This is a genomic window from Streptomyces sp. NPDC008163, from assembly GCF_042956885.1.
Lineage (GTDB): Bacteria > Actinomycetota > Actinomycetes > Streptomycetales > Streptomycetaceae > Streptomyces > Streptomyces drozdowiczii_A.
Genome location: NZ_JBIBHG010000019.1, coordinates 53,598 through 69,432, shown reverse-complemented (window position 1 = coordinate 69,432; position 15,835 = coordinate 53,598). Strand labels below are relative to the sequence as shown.

General features: G+C 71.8%; 11 protein-coding genes. 6 read left to right on the top strand and 5 right to left on the bottom strand.

The window, feature by feature from the left end; all coding sequences use genetic code 11:
- The first annotated feature begins 26 nt into the window (after positions 1 to 26).
- The 3 genes from ACFZAT_RS31870 to ACFZAT_RS31860 all read left to right on the top strand — a co-directional run bounded on the left by ACFZAT_RS31870 (position 27) and on the right by ACFZAT_RS31860 (position 2,819).
- Positions 27 to 932: a helix-turn-helix domain-containing protein gene (locus ACFZAT_RS31870; protein ID WP_391269143.1), complete on the top strand. Its 906-nt coding sequence runs from the start codon at positions 27 to 29 to the stop codon at positions 930 to 932.
- 101 nt (positions 933 to 1,033) lie between these two features.
- Positions 1,034 to 2,029, top strand: a complete 996-nt coding sequence (locus tag ACFZAT_RS31865; RefSeq protein ID WP_391269209.1) for a serine hydrolase — start codon at positions 1,034 to 1,036, stop codon at positions 2,027 to 2,029.
- A gap of 49 nt (positions 2,030 to 2,078) precedes the next feature.
- The gene (locus ACFZAT_RS31860) at positions 2,079 to 2,819 is read left to right on the top strand and encodes an alpha/beta fold hydrolase (protein WP_391269141.1); all 741 of its coding nucleotides are present in this window, start codon (positions 2,079 to 2,081) and stop codon (positions 2,817 to 2,819) included.
- A gap of 50 nt (positions 2,820 to 2,869) precedes the next feature.
- On the opposite strand, the gene ACFZAT_RS31855 is transcribed toward ACFZAT_RS31860, so the two are convergent.
- The gene (locus tag ACFZAT_RS31855) at positions 2,870 to 3,091 is read right to left on the bottom strand and encodes a hypothetical protein (RefSeq protein ID WP_391269140.1); all 222 of its coding nucleotides are present in this window, start codon (positions 3,089 to 3,091) and stop codon (positions 2,870 to 2,872) included.
- Positions 3,092 to 3,701: 610 nt separating this feature from the next.
- Here ACFZAT_RS31855 and ACFZAT_RS31850 point away from each other — a divergent pair.
- Both ACFZAT_RS31850 and ACFZAT_RS31845 read left to right on the top strand, forming a co-directional pair.
- The gene (locus ACFZAT_RS31850) at positions 3,702 to 7,124 is read left to right on the top strand and encodes a CARDB domain-containing protein (RefSeq protein ID WP_391269138.1); all 3,423 of its coding nucleotides are present in this window, start codon (positions 3,702 to 3,704) and stop codon (positions 7,122 to 7,124) included.
- A 102-nt stretch (positions 7,125 to 7,226) separates the two neighbouring features.
- On the top strand, positions 7,227 to 8,516 hold the full coding sequence (locus ACFZAT_RS31845; protein ID WP_391269137.1) for a haloacid dehalogenase-like hydrolase: 1,290 nt from the start codon (positions 7,227 to 7,229) through the stop codon (positions 8,514 to 8,516).
- A 64-nt stretch (positions 8,517 to 8,580) separates the two neighbouring features.
- Here the strand turns inward: ACFZAT_RS31845 and ACFZAT_RS31840 are convergent, their stop codons facing one another.
- Positions 8,581 to 9,186, bottom strand: a complete 606-nt coding sequence (locus ACFZAT_RS31840) for a lytic polysaccharide monooxygenase (RefSeq protein ID WP_391269134.1) — start codon at positions 9,184 to 9,186, stop codon at positions 8,581 to 8,583.
- Positions 9,187 to 9,460: 274 nt separating this feature from the next.
- Between ACFZAT_RS31840 and ACFZAT_RS31835 the strand changes: the two genes are divergently transcribed.
- Positions 9,461 to 10,243, top strand: a complete 783-nt coding sequence (locus tag ACFZAT_RS31835) for a calcium-binding protein (RefSeq protein WP_391269132.1) — start codon at positions 9,461 to 9,463, stop codon at positions 10,241 to 10,243.
- A 241-nt stretch (positions 10,244 to 10,484) separates the two neighbouring features.
- Here the strand turns inward: ACFZAT_RS31835 and ACFZAT_RS31830 are convergent, their stop codons facing one another.
- From ACFZAT_RS31830 to ACFZAT_RS31820, 3 genes are all read right to left on the bottom strand, one after another.
- Entirely contained in the window at positions 10,485 to 11,714 is a 1,230-nt protein-coding gene (locus tag ACFZAT_RS31830; RefSeq protein WP_391269130.1) for a hypothetical protein, read from the bottom strand.
- Positions 11,711 to 12,808, bottom strand: a complete 1,098-nt coding sequence (locus ACFZAT_RS31825) for a ThiF family adenylyltransferase (RefSeq protein ID WP_391269129.1) — start codon at positions 12,806 to 12,808, stop codon at positions 11,711 to 11,713. The genes ACFZAT_RS31830 and ACFZAT_RS31825 overlap by 4 nt, the downstream gene beginning before the upstream one ends.
- 144 nt (positions 12,809 to 12,952) lie before the next feature.
- A complete protein-coding gene (locus ACFZAT_RS31820; RefSeq protein ID WP_391269126.1) occupies positions 12,953 to 15,769 on the bottom strand; it encodes a BTAD domain-containing putative transcriptional regulator in 2,817 nt (938 codons plus the stop codon).
- Positions 15,770 to 15,835 lie beyond the last annotated feature (66 nt).

The following is a 15,835-nucleotide window of genomic DNA, read 5'->3' as shown; positions in this document are numbered from 1 at the left end:
AATGCAGTTCGGGTAAGGTAGGCCACATGGGGAAACCGGTCAACAGTCGTTCGCAGAAGCAGACCTCCGCCGCGGCGCCCGTGGACGCCACCGGAGGGGACAGCGCACCGCCCGCGCCCGGCCCGGTGGACAAGGCGATGGAAGTCCTGACGGCCCTCGCCGGGGCGGGCGCCCCGCACCGCCTCGCGGACCTCGCCCGGAGTACGGGGCTGGCCAAGCCGACCGTGCACCGGCTGCTGCGCGCCCTCGCCGCATCGGGCTACGCCGAGCCGGGCCCGGGCGGCAGCTACCGGCCGGGACCCCGGCTCCTCGGCCTGGCCGCGGGCGCCCTCGCCGACGACGCCGCCCTGCGCCGGGCCGGACCCGTTCTGGACGAACTCCGCGTGCGCACCGGGCTGTTCGCCTCGTACGTGGTCCGCGACGACCGCATGGTGGTCCACCTGGACGTCCGCGCTCCGGCGCAGGACTTCGGCCTGGGCCTGAACCCCGGCTTCCGTGAACCGCTGACCGCCGGAGCGGCGGGCCTCGCCCTGCTGGCCGCCCTGCCGGACGCGGAGAGCGCACCGCTGTCCACCGCCCCCGACGGTGCACCCGTGGACGAGGTGACCCGCGCGATCCTGACCGCCGCGGCCCGGGACGGCTACGCCTTCGACGGCACCGACGCCTGGCTCGACCGGCGCGCGCTCGCGTCCCCGGTGCGCGATGCGGACGGCCGCGCGGTGGGGGCCCTCGTGCTCAGCGGTCTCGCCTTCACGCTCGACGAGGCGGCGGCGCGGCTCTACGGTCCGATGGTGCGGTCGGCCGCCGCCGCGGTCTCGGCGGGCCTGGCCGCGCAGCCCGGCGTACGGCTCGGACTGGTGCCGGGCCCCGACCGCGATACGGGACCCGGCGCGGGGACGAGTGGCAGCGGCAGGACGGAGGAGTCACGGTGAGCGCGGACCGGGACGTGGCGACGACCTCCGGGGCGCGCGGGACTGCCCCCGGCCCGAACGGCCCGACGGCCTCCGGGGCGCGGTCGGCCTCCCGCCGCCGGCTGCTGGAGGACGGGCGGACGCGCGGTCTCTACTCCGGTGCCGCCTGGTCGCTCGGCGACGCGGAAGGACCGTGGGACCGCGGCTGGACGGGCACCCGCGCACACGGTGGGCCCGCGCTGGACGGAAAGGACCTGTGGGACCTCGCGTCCGTGACCAAACCGCTGGCGGGCCTGGTCGTCATGGCGCTGGTGGACCGGGGTGACCTCCGCCTCGGCGACACCGTCGGACAGCATCTGGCCCGCTACGCGGACAGCCCGCACGCTCCCCGTACGATCGCCCAACTCCTCGACCACACCTCGGGGCTGCCGGGCGGAGTGCCGCTCTACCGCGACCACCCGACCCGTGAGTCCCTGCTGACGGCGCTCGGCACACTGCCGCGCACCGCCGCGCCCGGCACCCGCGTCACCTACTCCTCCCAGGGGTTCATCCTGCTCGGCCTCATCGCCGAACACGCCACCGGCCGGGGCCTGGACGAGCTGATGAGCGAGCTGGTGTGCGCACCTCTCGGCCTCACCGACACCTGTTTCCGTCCGGCTCCCGCCCAGCGGGTGCGCGCGGTGGCCACGGAAGCCTGCCCCTGGCGCGGCCGGACCGTCGTCGGCGAGGTGCACGACGAGAACGCGGTGGTACTCGGCGGCGTCGCCGGACACGCCGGCCTCTTCTCCACGCTCGCGGACCTGGAACGCGTCGCGCTCAGTCTGCTGGACGGCGGTCCCCCGCTGCTGGAGCCGGACACCCTCACGCTGATGACCGCTCCGCGCACGGACCACCTCAACCTGCGGCGCGCCCTGGCCTGGCAGGGGCAGGACCCGACCGGATCCCCGGTGGGCGACACCTTCGGCCCGGCGTCGTACGGTCACACGGGTTTCACCGGCACGAGCCTGTGGCTCGACCCGGCGGCCGGGCGCTATGCGATCCTGCTCACCAACCGCGTCCATCCCAGCCGCGTGGAGCGCGGATTCACCGCGCTGCGGCGGGAGTTCCATACACTCTGAGCACGGAACACAACGGTGGCCCGCATGCCGAGCACCAGGACGGCAGGAAATGTCTTTCCCCGATCACCCGAACGGCGCCGCCGACGTCGCGTCTCTCGTACTCGTCGGCGGTGACCGCCCGGTGCGGCGCGCCCGGGCCGCGGTTCTCCTGCTCCACGGCGGGCGCGCCGACGCGCTGGAACCTCCTGCGGCGCTCAACCTCCCCGCCCTCCGCATGAAGCCCTTCGCCCGGAGCATCCAGCGGGCCGTCGCCCAGGAGGACGTGCTCGTGGGCAACGTCCGCTACCTCCACCGCGGCTGGAACGGCCACCACGCCCACCCCGTCGCGGACGCCCGCCGCGCGCTGAGCGAGCTGTACGAGATCGCGGGCCTCGTCCCCGTCGTGCTCGTCGGTCACTCCATGGGCGCTCGGGCAGCTCTCCGCGCGGCCGCCGATCCGCAGGTGAGGGGCGTGATCGCGCTGGCCCCCTGGTGCCCGCCGGACGAGCCCGCCTCCCATGTGGGGGGTCGCACGGTGATCGCCCTCCACGACGAGAGCGACCGCATCACCCGGGCAACGGACACCTGGGCCTACCTCTCCCGCGCTCAGGCCGCCGGAGCGCACGCCTACGGCCTTCGCATGGCGCACGGAGGCCACACCATGATCCGCCACGCCCGCCAGTGGCAGCGCCTCGCGACCGAGGCCGCCACGGGGGTGCTCGGGCTCACTCCCCTCCCGAGCCCTCTCGCGGAAGGCGGCACATGGTCCGGGGAGCCGGTCCCGGCCGCCGGTCGACCGCCCCGGCGGTGACGGTCCGGCGCATGCGCCGGCCCAACGGGGACGGGCCGGCGCAGTGTCCGTTACGGGCGCGGTATTTCGGTGGTCACCTGGTCGTACCGGACGAGACGAGGGGTGAAGGAATACGAGGGGTGCCTCGCCTGGAGGCGTGCCGTGGCATCGTCGAGATACGCCCACATGTCGGCGGTCTCCGCGCCGACGCCGAACGTCGCGTCGTTCAGCACTTCCATGTCCGGACTCGCGATGTACGCAACGTACTTGAGGGTCTGACTGCCACTGGCCATCAGTGTCTCGGCCTCCTTCGAGGTTCTTTGCGGTGTGCGCCCGTCCTCGCCACCGGCGGTGTCCGCGGCCTGAGCTGTTCCGGTTGTCGTGAGAAGTGTTGATGCGGCGGCCGCCCCGGTGCCGCCCAAAAGTGTTCGCCGGGATATGTCAGGCACAGTCCTCCCCCTACTTCGACGACCCTTCCTGCGAGGGCCCGTGGCTGACGTTACAGCGACGTCGTCGCCGGGGAACGGCCATCGCGGTGAATCGCCTCCGGTGCCGGACCCCGCCGACGGACGCGAAGGCTGCCCCGGGCGCGGTTGCAGGTCACCCAACGCGGCCGGGACCCGGCTGAGTTCATCGACCCCGGCGGCAGCGAGTGCCGCGTAGGGGGTGACCTTCCGGCGCGCGACGGCTCCTGGTCCGATTGCCGCACAGTGCGTCATATCCGACCGCTGAGTGTCACAACGCGGTCAGAACCGTTGACAAATCTTTAACCTGTCAGAAATCTATCTCCAAGCAACCGCAAAACCTTGACTAGTTCACTCAAAAAACAATCAAGACCTCTTCTGATCACGGGACTTCACCCCACCTCGGCCCTCTCCCCACCCCTTCCGAACAGAGGACAGCATGAGACGGAAGTCATCCGTCCGACGGCTGGTCACCGGGCTGCTCGCGGCCTGTCTGATCCCCCTCGGACTCCTCCCCGCCACGGCGCACGCCGCCGCGCCCCGGGCCGCTGCCGCCGGGCCCAACCTCGCGCTCGGCCGCCCGGCCACCGCCGGAGGTGCCAACGCCGAGTACGGCGCGGGCAACGTCACCGACGGCAACCAGGGCAGCTACTGGGAGGGGCCCGCCGGCTCCTTCCCGCAGTGGGTGCGTGTCGACCTCGGCGCCGAGACGTCCGTGGACGAGGTGACCCTCAAGCTGCCCACGACGTGGGAGGCGCGCGACGAGACACTCACCGTGCAGGGCAGCACCGACGGTGACACCTGGAGCACCCTCTCCGGCTCCGCCAAGCGCACCTTCACCCCCTCCGCCGCCGGCGCCGTGACCATCGGCTTCGGCGCCACCGACGTCCGGTACGTCCGCGTGCAGATCACCGCCAACACCGGCTGGCAGGCCGCGCAGCTCTCGGAGCTGGAGGTCCGCGGTGCGGACGGCGGAACCGACCCCGGCGACCCAGGGACCCCGCCCACCGGCACCAACCTCGCCAAGGGCAAGCCCGTCGAGGCCAACGGCTACGTCCACACCTTCATCCCGGCCAACGCCAATGACGGGAACGTGAACACGTACTGGGAGTCCGCCGGACTGCCCGGGCAGCTCACCGTGAAGCTCGGCGCCGACGCGGAGCTCTCCGCCGTCGTCGTCAAGCTCAACCCCGACACCGCGTGGGGCGCACGGACGCAGGCGATCGAGGTGAGCGGCCGCGGCCAGAGCGCGTCCGCCTTCACCACGCTCAAGGCGCGCGCGAACTACGACTTCAGCCCGGCGGGCAACAAGAACACCGTCACCATCCCGGTCTCCGGCCGCGCCGCCGACCTCCGGCTCGCGCTCAGCGCCAACTCCGGTGCGCCCGGCGGCCAGATCGCCGAGGTCGAGGTCGTGGGCACCGCCGCGCCCAACCCCGATCTCACCCTCACCGACCTGAGCTGGACGCCCGCCTCCCCGTCCGAGAAGGACGCGGTGAACGTCAAGGCCACCGTCCGCAACGCCGGTACGGCCGCCTCCCCCGCCACCACCGTCGCCGTCAGCCTGGACGGCACCGTCGCGGGCACCGCCGCCGTCGGCGCGCTCGCCGCCGGCGCCTCGGCGACCGTCACGGTGAACACCGGCACGCACCCGCAGGGCTCCTACGCGGTCTCCGCCGCCGTGGACCCGAACAACACCGTCGTCGAGCAGGACGACAGCAACAACAGCCGGGCGGGCGCCACGCCGCTCGTCGTCACGCAGAGCCCCGGGCCCGACCTCCAGGTCACCGGCATCGCCACCAACCCGGAGAGCCCGGCGAGCGGGGCGAGCGTCAGCTTCACCGTCACCGTCAAGAACCGCGGCACGAGCGCCGTCGCGGCGGGCACCGTCACCCGGCTGACGGCCGGGACGACCACGCTCAACGGCACCACCCCCGCCGTCGCGGCGGGCGCCTCCGTGCAGGTGCCGGTCTCCGGCACCTGGACCGCGACCAACGGCGGCGCGACGCTCAGTGCGAGCGCCGACGCGACGAACACCGTCGCCGAGACCGACGAGAACAACAACACCTTCGCCCGCTCGATCGTCGTGGGCCGGGGCGCCGCCGTGCCGTACACCGAGTACGAGGCCGAGAACGGCACGTACACCGGCAAGCTGCTCACCAGCGACGCCAAGCGCACCTTCGGCCACACCAACTTCGCCACCGAGTCCAGCGGGCGCAAGTCGGTGCGGCTCGACAACACCGGTGAGTACGTCGAGTTCACCTCCACGAACCCGACCAACTCGATCGTGGTGCGCAACTCCATCCCGGACGCCGCCGGGGGCGGCGGGCAGGCCGCGACGCTCAGCCTCTACGCGGACGGGAAGTTCGTCCGCAAGCTCGACCTCTCCTCGAAGCACTCGTGGCTCTACGGCTCGACCGACGACCCCGAGGGTCTGACCAACACCCCCGGCGGGGACGCGCGGCGCCTCTTCGACGAGTCGAACGCGCTGCTCACCCAGACCTATCCGGTGGGCACCAAGTTCCGGTTGCAGCGCGACGCCGGGGACTCCGCGGCCTTCTACATCGTGGACCTCGTGGACCTGGAGCAGGTCGCCCCGGCGAAGGCGAAGCCCTCCGATTGCACCTCGATCACCGAGTACGGCGCCGTCCCCAACGACGGCATCGACGACACCGACGCCCTCCAGCGCGCCGTCATGGCGGACCAGGCCGGGCAGATCTCCTGCGTCTGGATCCCGGCCGGGCAGTGGCGCCAGGAGCAGAAGATCCTCACCCCCGACCCGCAGCACCGCGGCCAGTACAACCAGGTCGGCATCAAGAACGTGAAGATCGTGGGCGCCGGCATGTGGTACTCGCAGCTCTACACCCTCACGCAGCCGCAGGACGCCGGTGGCATCAACCACCCGCACGAGGGCAACTTCGGCTTCGACATCGACGACAACACGCAGATCTCCGACCTGGCCATCTTCGGCTCCGGGCGGATCCGCGGCGGTGACGGCAACGCGGAGGGCGGCGTCGGCATCAACGGACGCCTGGGGAAGAACACCAAGATCACCAACGTGTGGATCGAGCACGCCAACGTCGGTGTCTGGGTCGGCCGCGACTACTCCAACATCCCCGAGCTGTGGGGGCCGGGCGACGGCCTGGAGTTCAACGGGATGCGGATCCGCGACACGTACGCGGACGGCATCAACTTCACCAACGGCACCCGTAACTCGACCGTGTACAACTCGTCCTTCCGCAACACCGGCGACGACTCGCTCGCCGTCTGGTCGAGCAAGTACGTCAAGGACACCTCCGTCGACATCGGCTCCAACAACCACTTCCGCAACAACACGATTCAACTGCCCTGGCGGGCCAACGGGATCGCGGTCTACGGCGGCTTCGGGAACACCATCGAGAACAACGTCGTCTCCGACACGATGAACTACCCGGGGATCATGCTCGCCACCGACCACGACCCGATCCCCTTCAGCGGCCAGACGCTCATCGCGGGCAACACGCTGACCCGCACCGGCGGGGCGTTCTGGAACGAGGACCAGGAGTTCGGCGCCATCACGCTCTTCGCGCAGGCGACCAGCATCCCGGGCGTCACCATCCGCGACACCGACATCCTCGACTCGACGTACGACGGCATCCAGTTCAAGACGGGCGGCGGCCAGTACACCGGGACGAAGATCTCCGACGTACGCATCGACAAGTCCAACAACGGCTCGGGCATCCTCGCGATGAGCGGAGCCCGCGGTGACGCGACCCTCTCCAACGTGACGATCTCGAACTCGCGCGACGGCGACCTGCTCGTCGAGCCGGGCTCGCAGTTCACCTTCACGGGCAGCCCCACGAAGGGAGCCGCCGAGCGCTGACCCGGCACCCGCGTGCCCGCGCCGTCCGCGTCCCCTCGGGGGCGCGGACGGCGCCGCGTGCCCTCTCTACATCGCCGAAACATTGATGTACGGTCCACTCGCATGCGTACCCGACTTGTTCTCGCACGGACCTCGGCCGTGACGGCCGCACTCGCGGTCGCAACCGCGGCCGGCCCCGTGTCGGCCGCACCGGCCGGCCGTGTGCCGGCGGCGCCGACGTCCCGCTGCCCTCAGCTCTCCGACGGCCTTCCCTGGTACGGCGACAACCGGGCCCGGCTGCAGCGCGTGATCGACGAGCGCGGCACCTGCCGCGGCAGAGGTGGACCGCGCCCGGTCGCGGCGTTCGACTGGGACAACACCATCACCAAGAACGACGTCACCGACGCCACCATCAGCTGGTCCCTGCGGCACGACAAGATCCTCCGGCCCGCCAGCTGGAAGGACACCAGCAAGTGGCTGACCAGCACTGCGGACAAGGCCCTCACCGATGCCTGCGGAACCGGGGTGAAGGCGGGAACGCCCCTGCCCACCTCCACCAACGCCCGCTGTGCCGACGAGATCCTCCAGATCCGTGAGGACGGCCACACGATGAGCGGGGAGGCCGCCTTCGCCGGGACGTGGAACCACCGGCGCACCGTGCCGCAGTACGCGTGGGTGCCTCAGCTGTTCGCCGGACACACCGTTCCCGAGCTGCGCGCGTACACCGAGGCCGCTCGGGCGGAGGCCCTCGCCGCACCGGTCGGGGCGACCCGTACCGTCGGCACCCACGTCCTTCCCGCCTATGTGCGGTACTACGAACAGCAACGCGACCTCGTGCGGACGCTCCAGAAGGCCGGATTCGACGTCTGGATCGTCTCGGCGGGTTCCGAGCCGGTCACGGAGGTGTGGTCGCGCGGCATCGGAATCGACCGCGCGCACACCGTCGCCATCCGGTCGGTGCTCGACCGCAAGGGCCGCATCACGACCAGCAACGAGGGCTGCGGCGGCGTGGGCGTCACCGAGGGCGAGGCCATCCCGTACATCGACGGCAAGCGCTGCTGGATCAACCAGGAGATCTTCGGGATCAAGGGCCGGGCCGCCTGGAACCAGCAGTCTCCCCACCGGCGGATCGCGCTCGGCGGGGGTGACGCCGACACCGATGTGACGTTCGTCGGCGATGCCACGGGCGCGCACCTGGTGCTCAACCGCAACAAGAACGAGGTGATGTGCCGGGCCTACGACAACGCCGACGGGCGCTGGGTCGTGAACCCCATGTTCATCGAGCCGCTGCCCCGCCGGACCACGGCCTATCCCTGTTCGACCGCCGCCTACACCGAACCGGACGGCACCCTCGCGCCCGTGCGGCGTGGCGACGGCAGTGTCGTACCGGATCAGCAGGACACGGTGTACTGAGCGGGAAACCCCGTCGGGGCAGGGTGCGCCTGCTCCGACGGGGCCCGGTGCGGGGTTCCCCGGCTCAGCCGAAGTTCAGATCGCTGCACCACATGTAAGCCTGGTCGAGGTGCGATGCCTGCCAGATCACGAACATGACGTGGTGTCCGGAGTAGCCGGAGGTCTGGACGGGGAACGTGATGTCCTGCGCCGGCGCATAGCGGCCGGTCTGCGTGATGAAGTCGAGGTTGCCCCAGCCGAGGGTCTGGGTCTTGGGGTCGAAGCCCTGCTTGCTCACGTAGACCTTGAAGTAGTCGGCACCGTGGGACGCCTGGTCGCGCAGGTGCACCGAGAAGTTGTTGCCGACCGTCGTCGTCTTCCACGCCCCGGGCTTGTCCAGGCTGGCGTTCCGGGACAGGTTGTTGCTGCAGAGCGTCCCGTCGGGGGTCTTCGCCTGGAACTGGCCGCCGAGGCCGTCCCGCAGGGCGCTCATCCAGTTCCACATGGTGTCGGTGTTGGCCTGCCATGCCTGCCAGCACATGGGGTCCTGCGTCTGCATGGCCGGGTCCATGTGGTTGCTGCCCCATGTTTCCCAGCACTTGTACGCGCGGCTCGCGGGGTCGACGATCGTGCCGTGGGCCTGGGCCGGGGCCGACCAGGCCAACGCGCCGACGACGACGGCGAACAGCATGACGAGTGCCTGGAGGGGCCGGCGGAAGTGCGGCCTCGAACGCCCGGCTAACGGACTCTTGTTACGCATGTGGGGGGAACTCCTTCCAGTGGCAAAGCTGTCGTGGGAGCGCTCCCAACGGTACGACTTTCACGGGACATGTCAATGAAACAGTCCGAGTCGATCACAAGCCGGACCGTGGCGCCGCGTCGGTTCGCGCTCTTGCGGATTCGGGCCGGCACGGGAGACTGCCTTCACCACCCGCCCCACCGCCGCCCCCCTGAGATGAGGTCTCATGAACCGCAACCGAGCCGCCGTCAGCGCCCTCGCGGTGACGCTGTTATCCGCCGGTCTCGCCGTCGGCCCCGCGGCCGCCGGCTCCGTCGCCGCCCCCGTCACCGAGGCGAAGGCGCGTGTCGGGGCCGACTGGGAGAGGCAGTCGATCGTCTTCACCGCCGCTTCGGGACAGACCAACGACCTCAACATCTATCCGATGTACACGAGCGACGGAATCCGCCGGATCGGCTTCCGGGACGCGGTCCCGCTCGAACCCGGCGAGCACTGTGCGTACGCCGGCGCCGAGGACCCCACCGTGGTCGTCTGCGAACTGCCCGCCGACAGCTCACGGCCCGACAGGATCGACGTCTTCCTCGGCGACGGCGACGACACGGTCGCCGCCTTCGACCCCGGAATGAACACCGTCAGCGGCGGCCCGGGGGACGACGTCCTGCACGCCCACACCGCCCGCACGGTGCTGGGCGACGCCGGGGACGACATGGTCATGGGACCAGCCACCCTGTACGGCGGCGACGGCATGGACCACCTGATGGGCGACAGCGGCAACCAGCGGATGTGGGGTGGCAGCGGCGACGACATGATCGAGGGATACGAGGGTGACGACATCGTGTACGCGGGCACCGGCGACGACCACGTCATGGGCGGGGACGGCCGGGACGTCCTGCTCGGCGGCTCCGGCGACGACGTGGTGCACGGCGAGGGCGGCGACGACTTCGTCTGCGGCGGCACGGGGAAGGACACCCTGGACGGCGGGGACGGGCGCGACATCGTGCTTCCGTAGGTGAACGCGGCTCCCGCCGGGGAGGCGAGGAGTCCGATGCTCCTCCCCTCCCCGGCGGGGTTGCGTACCCGGACCCACCGTTCGGTGGATCAGGCGCCCGGACTTCAGACCTGGAGCCCCGTGGCCTTCACGTCCTCGACCTTGCGGACCTTGATCTCCATGCGATTCACCTCCCTCTGGCTGGATGACGTGCCCCGGGCCGGCGCTGTGCCGGGCCGGGAGGACCGGTACCCGCGGGATCTCAGGTCCTCCTCGTGAGCCGCCGTGCGCGCTCACGGACCGAGAGGATCGCGGGAAGAACGAAGGGGGTCAGCCAGACCGCGGTGCAGAGCAGCGCCCACCAGAACGGTGCGGTGGCCGGGCCCGCGCCGAGCCGGTCGGCGGCCCAGCGCAGCACCTCCCAGGCGGAGGGCGCCAGGAAGAGTCCCGCCCAGGCCAGGGTCAGTGCTGCCCCGAAGAACCGGACCCAGCGGAACCAGCGCCCGGCCCGCACATCGGCCGGATGCGCGTCGGCCAGCTCGCCCGCTCCTGCTCCATCCAGACGGCCGACTGCTCGGCGGAGCATCAGGGTCGAGACCCGCCACAGGTTGCGGCAGCCCAGCGCGTTGACCAGGACCGCGTACAGGTCTGTGCGCAGGAAGACCATGCACTGCCAGAGCATCGCGGTGAGCTTCACGTAGATCCAGGTGGCGAGCACCGCGTCGAGCGGATCCGGTGCTGCCCACGCCCCTGTGTCGATCAGCGTCCGCGCCGCCAGCGGTACGGCCAGCAGCACCGTGTCGAGGGCGAGGCCGGCGAGCAGCGGCCCGTACCGCTTGCGTCTCGGCACGGTCCACAACTGGGTCAGGTCGGTCTCGAAGACCAGCAGGAATCCCATGCGCCGGTCCATGCCGAATCTGGCCCCGAGGCCGAGCGCGCGGGCCGCGAACCAGTGCCCAACCTCGTGGATGGCCGTGGCGGCCGTGGCGAGCGGGATGAGGATCAGGGTGCCGAGGCCGACGTCGTCCACGACGAACGCGTCGGTGGCCGGATCGGGGAAGAGGCCGGGCCGGAACACGAACACGGCGAGGGCGAGCACCGCGCACGCGGCGTAGCAGCTCCACGCGACCCGGCCGAAGAAGGGGCGTGCGACCTCCTGGCGGACCCCGTCCAGCCATCGTCCGCCCTGGACGGGCGCGGAGCGGACCGGGGTGCTCTGCTGTCCTTCGTCGAGGAAGCCGAGTTCGCGCAGGGTTTCCACGAAGGACGGCACGTCGACGGGCTGTCCGGCGAACTCCTCGGCCTCGGCGGCGGCCTCGGCGATCGTCGCTCCGCGCAGCAGCGCCTCGATGACCACACCGCCGACGGTGGGAATGGCGACAAACTGCCCCGTTCCCGGGTCGCCGACCAGGACTTCGTCCTCCCCCTCGGGCACCAGGCTCAGCGGTCGCAGCCGCACGGTCGTACGCGCGGATCCGTCCAGGCCGGTCATGCCACGGCCGCCCGTGCCGGGGCCAGCGCGCACACCGGGCAGTCCGGCACGTCCGGGAACGGCACCCGGCTGCCCGCCAGACCTTCGCGCAGGTCGAGCCGGACCCGGGCGCCGGCGGCCAGCGGCTCCTGGAACCGGGTGAGATAGCGCAGGCCCTCCAGCGCGATCAGCGAGCCGACCTGCATGGCCACCGGGCCGATGAGCGGGTTGGTCGTGCGCATGTCGTGCACCAGGTCCTCCGCGGCCGCCGCGCCGGTGCCCTCCTCCGGTTGCTGCGAGAACTCGCAGGCCAGGCAGGCACTCCTCCCCGGGTCGACGGACATGTACGAAAGCAGCGTTCGGGTCGCGCCGCCGACGACCAGCGGTACTCCGGCCCGGACCGCGGCCTCGTTGACCCAGAGGCCCGCGTCGGGATGACCGTCCAGGCCGCCCACCATCAGGTCGATCCCGTCGGTGAGATCGGTGAGGTCCTCGGGGCCCGCGACCCAGCGGTCGACGGTGCGCACCTCGATGTCCGGGTCGTACGCCCGCACCCAGGCAGCGGCGCGCTCGACCTTCGAGCGGCCGACGTCCTCGAAGCGGTAAAGGAACTGCCGGGCGAAGTTGCGTGTCTCGACGCGGTCGTGGTCCAGCAGCGTCAGCCGGCCGACACCGAGACCGGCCAGGCACTGCACCAGCGAGGAGCCGCCACCGCCCACACCGAGCACCAGGACGTGCGCGTCGCGCACCCGGCGCAGGAAGTCGGTGCGGTGCCGGTCGAGGTCCGAGAAGGTGCCGAAGAACGCCAGGTTGGAGAAGTGCCGTTCGTCGACTGCGGATTCACCGGTGAACCGGCCCTCGTCTCGTTCGACCAGCCCGAGGCCCGCCAGCCCCGTCAGCGCCCCGCCGAGCTCCTGGTCCGTCACCTCGACGCCCCGGCCGGCGAGCGCGGCACGCAGTGCGTCGGCGCCACGTGGCCCCTCGCGAAGCACGGAGAGCAGCGCCTCGACCTTCCCCTCGGGGTCCTCCAGAGTGATCGACTCACGGGGGTCGAAGACGACGATCAGGTCCTCCCCCACCGTCTGCCAGGAGCACTCCTTGAGCGCGACGCGCATCCACCCACTCGCTTTCGGCCTCAGCGGACCCCGGACCCCCCAGGGCATGGCCGCAACTCTGATGCCCGGGGCTGAACTTCCGCTTTGACGGCGCTTTGGGCCGGTGCCGCAGGTCGGGTGCGGTGCGGGCCCGCGTCCGGCGGCTCAGTCCGCCGGCCGCAGCAGCTCGCGCACGGCGTCCGCGTCCGGGTGGTCGAGTTCGTCGAAGAGGGCGAGGGAGTTCCGCCACGCCTCGCGCGCGCCCTCGGAGTCGCCGAGGGTGCGGCGGACCTCGCCGAGTCCGCGCAGCGCGACCGCCTCTCCGTACCGGTTGCCGAGGCGGTGGAACCCCTCCTGGCACCGGCGGTAGCAGTCGAGCGCTTCGGCGTACTGGCCCATGGCGCGGCGGATGACGGCGAAGGTCTCCCAGGTGTACGCCTCTCCGAGCGGGCTGCCTTCCTCCCGGTGCAGTCGTAGCGCCTCCTCACAGCAGGCGAGCGCCTTCTCGTGGTCCCCCAGATGGGTGTGGCACCAGCCGATGTTGTTCAGCGCGCCGCCCCATCCGGCCCGGTTGCCGGCCGCGCGTTCCAGTTCGAGTACCTGCTCGACGCAGCGGAGCGTGGCACGGTAGTCGCCCTGCTGCTCGTACGACCAGCCGAGCGCGCGCAACGTGTGGGCCTGTGCCGTCGGGTCGTTCAGCTCACGTTGCAGCTCCAGGGCCCGCGACAGCTCCTCCTGGGCCTCCTCGTGCCGTCCAAGCCGGATCGCGGCCCGGCCCGACTCGCAGTGGCACTGTGCCGTCCCGGCCGCGTCCCCCTGCCGCCGGGCGGCGGTGATGGCCGTGCGCTGGGTGGCCGCCCAGTCGTGCCAGCGGCCGCTGAGGTGCAGGAAGTCGCCCATGACGAGGGGCAGTTGCCAGGCGTGACCATCGAATCCTGCTGGGCCCGCCGCGTCGGTGACCGCGAGCAGTGCGGAGTGCTCCGCCTCGAACCACGCCATCGCCTCCTCGTACCCTTCCGGGTACCGGGGGACGGAGCCGGGCACCGGTGGCGACAGGGGAAGTTGGGCGCGGACCGGGGCGAGCCGCCCGCCCGCCGCGTGCGCGGTGTGCAGGAAGTGGTCGAACAGGCGGTGCAGCGCCTCGGTGCGTGCCGCCTCGGAGTCCTCGGTCACCGCCAGCTCCGCGGCGTAGGTGCGCAGCAGGTCGTGGAAGGAGTACCGGCCGGGCTGGTGCTCATCGATCAGGTGGACGCGGGCCAGTGCGGTCAGCGCCCCTGCCGCCTGCCGGACGGGGAGCCCGGCCAGTGCCGCGACGGCGGGCGCGGCGGCGTCGCGGCCGGGGTGGAGCCCGAGCAGGCGGAACACCCGGGCCGTTCCGGCGTCGAGCCGGAGGTACGACCACGAGAAGACCGTCCGTACGCTGCTCACTCCTTCGCCGGCGTCCAGCGCGTCCAGTCGGCCTCGTGTGTCGCGGAGTTCCGCCGCGACCGCGCCGAGCGCGAATCCGGGTCGGCCGACGGCGCGGGCGGCGGTCACGGCGAGTGCCAGTGGCAGCCGGGCGCACAGGCCGATCAGCTCGGCCGCCGCCTCGGGTTCAGCGGTGATCCGGTCCGTGCCGAGCCGGGCGACGAGCAGTTCGTGCGCCTCCTCGCGCGGCAGCACGTCGAGGGAGAGCAGGAGGGCGCCGTCGGTGACGGCGAGGCCGGCCAGCCGGCCGCGACCGGTGACGACCACGGCGCAACCGGGCCCGCCCGGCAGCAGGGGGCGTACCTGGGCGGCGTCGGTGGCGTTGTCGAGGACGAACAGCAGGCGGCGGCCTGCGGTCTCGGTGCGCAGCAGTGCAGCCCGCGCCTCCAGCGGATCGGGGATCCGTTCCGGCGGCACCGACAGGGCCTCCAGGAAGCCGCGGATCGCCTCGCCGGGTGGCACCGGCCCGGCGGCGGAGTCGAAGCCGCGCAGGTTCACGTACAGCTGTCCGTCCGGGAAGTCCGGTGCCGCACGGTGTGCCCAGTGCAGTGCCAGGGCCGTCTTGCCCGCGCCCGCCGTGCCGGTGATCACGCGTACGGCCGGGCCGGTCCCGGTGGCCGCGTCATCGCGCGGTCCGTCCAGCATCCGGAGTTCGGCCCGGCGTCCCGCGAAACCGCGTGCGGCTGCGGGGAGTTGGCGCGGTGGCGCAGGTGCACGTCCGGGGCGGGACGGCACCTTCGGCGGCCTTGGCCGGGGTGCGGGGGTGGCGAGTTCCGGATCGCCGCGCAGCACCCGCAGTTGCAGCTCGCGCAGTGGGGCGGACGGTTCGACGCTCAGCTCGGCGGTCAGCAGCCGGTGCACTTCCCGGTAGGCGTCGAGCGCTTCCGCCTGTCTGCCGGACCGGTACAGCGCCAGCATCAGTTGCTCCCACAGTCCTTCCCGGAGGGGATGCTCGCGCACGGACTGCCGTAGTTCCGGTACCAGTTCGGCGTGCCGCCCGCAGGCCATATCCGCTTCGATCCGGGCCTGGAGGACGTCGAGGCGCTGTTCGTCGAGGCGTGCCGCCTCCGCTTCCACCACCGGTCCGGCCGGTACGTCGGCGAGTGCGGGGCCGCGCCAGAGTGCGAGCGCCTCGGCGAGCAGCGCCGCCGCGTGTTCCGCCTCGCCGGCGGCCAGCGCGTCACGGCCGGATGCTCCCAGCCGTGCGAAGGCGGTGGCGTCCAGATCATCCCCGCTGTCGGGCACCACCTGGTAGCCCGGTGATCGGGTGACGATCAACCGGCCCTGTGGATCGGCGAGTTCGCGGCGCAGCCGCAGCACGTACTGCTGGATGAGATTGGCTGCGGCCCTGGGTTCGCGGTCGCCCCAGAGCTCCGTTGCCAGCCGGTCCGTCGGGACGGGGGTGTCGCGCCGCACCAGCAGGGCGGCGAGCAAGGTGCGCGGCTTCGCGGCGGAGATCCCCCGCCAGTGGGTGCCGTCGAATATTTCGAGAGGGCCGAGGACACGAAAACGCATCCGGCCTCCCCCGTGCTCCGTCCCGTGCCCGACCGATCCTGCCACCCGTCCCCACGGACCGCCACG

Bases quoted from the DNA above. Each gene is read 5' to 3' on its own strand.
- ACFZAT_RS31870 (WP_391269143.1), top strand. From the start codon at position 27: ATGGGGAAACCGGTCAACAGTCGTTCGCAGAAGCAGACCTCCGCCGCG.
- ACFZAT_RS31860 (WP_391269141.1), top strand. From the start codon at position 2,079: ATGTCTTTCCCCGATCACCCGAACGGCGCCGCCGACGTCGCGTCTCTC.
- ACFZAT_RS31855 (WP_391269140.1), bottom strand. From the start codon at position 3,091: ATGGCCAGTGGCAGTCAGACCCTCAAGTACGTTGCGTACATCGCGAGT.
- ACFZAT_RS31850 (WP_391269138.1), top strand. From the start codon at position 3,702: ATGAGACGGAAGTCATCCGTCCGACGGCTGGTCACCGGGCTGCTCGCG.
- ACFZAT_RS31845 (WP_391269137.1), top strand. From the start codon at position 7,227: ATGCGTACCCGACTTGTTCTCGCACGGACCTCGGCCGTGACGGCCGCA.
- ACFZAT_RS31840 (WP_391269134.1), bottom strand. From the start codon at position 9,186: ATGCTGTTCGCCGTCGTCGTCGGCGCGTTGGCCTGGTCGGCCCCGGCC.
- ACFZAT_RS31835 (WP_391269132.1), top strand. From the start codon at position 9,461: ATGAACCGCAACCGAGCCGCCGTCAGCGCCCTCGCGGTGACGCTGTTA.
- ACFZAT_RS31830 (WP_391269130.1), bottom strand. From the start codon at position 11,714: ATGACCGGCCTGGACGGATCCGCGCGTACGACCGTGCGGCTGCGACCG.
- ACFZAT_RS31825 (WP_391269129.1), bottom strand. From the start codon at position 12,808: ATGCGCGTCGCGCTCAAGGAGTGCTCCTGGCAGACGGTGGGGGAGGAC.
- ACFZAT_RS31820 (WP_391269126.1), bottom strand. From the start codon at position 15,769: ATGCGTTTTCGTGTCCTCGGCCCTCTCGAAATATTCGACGGCACCCAC.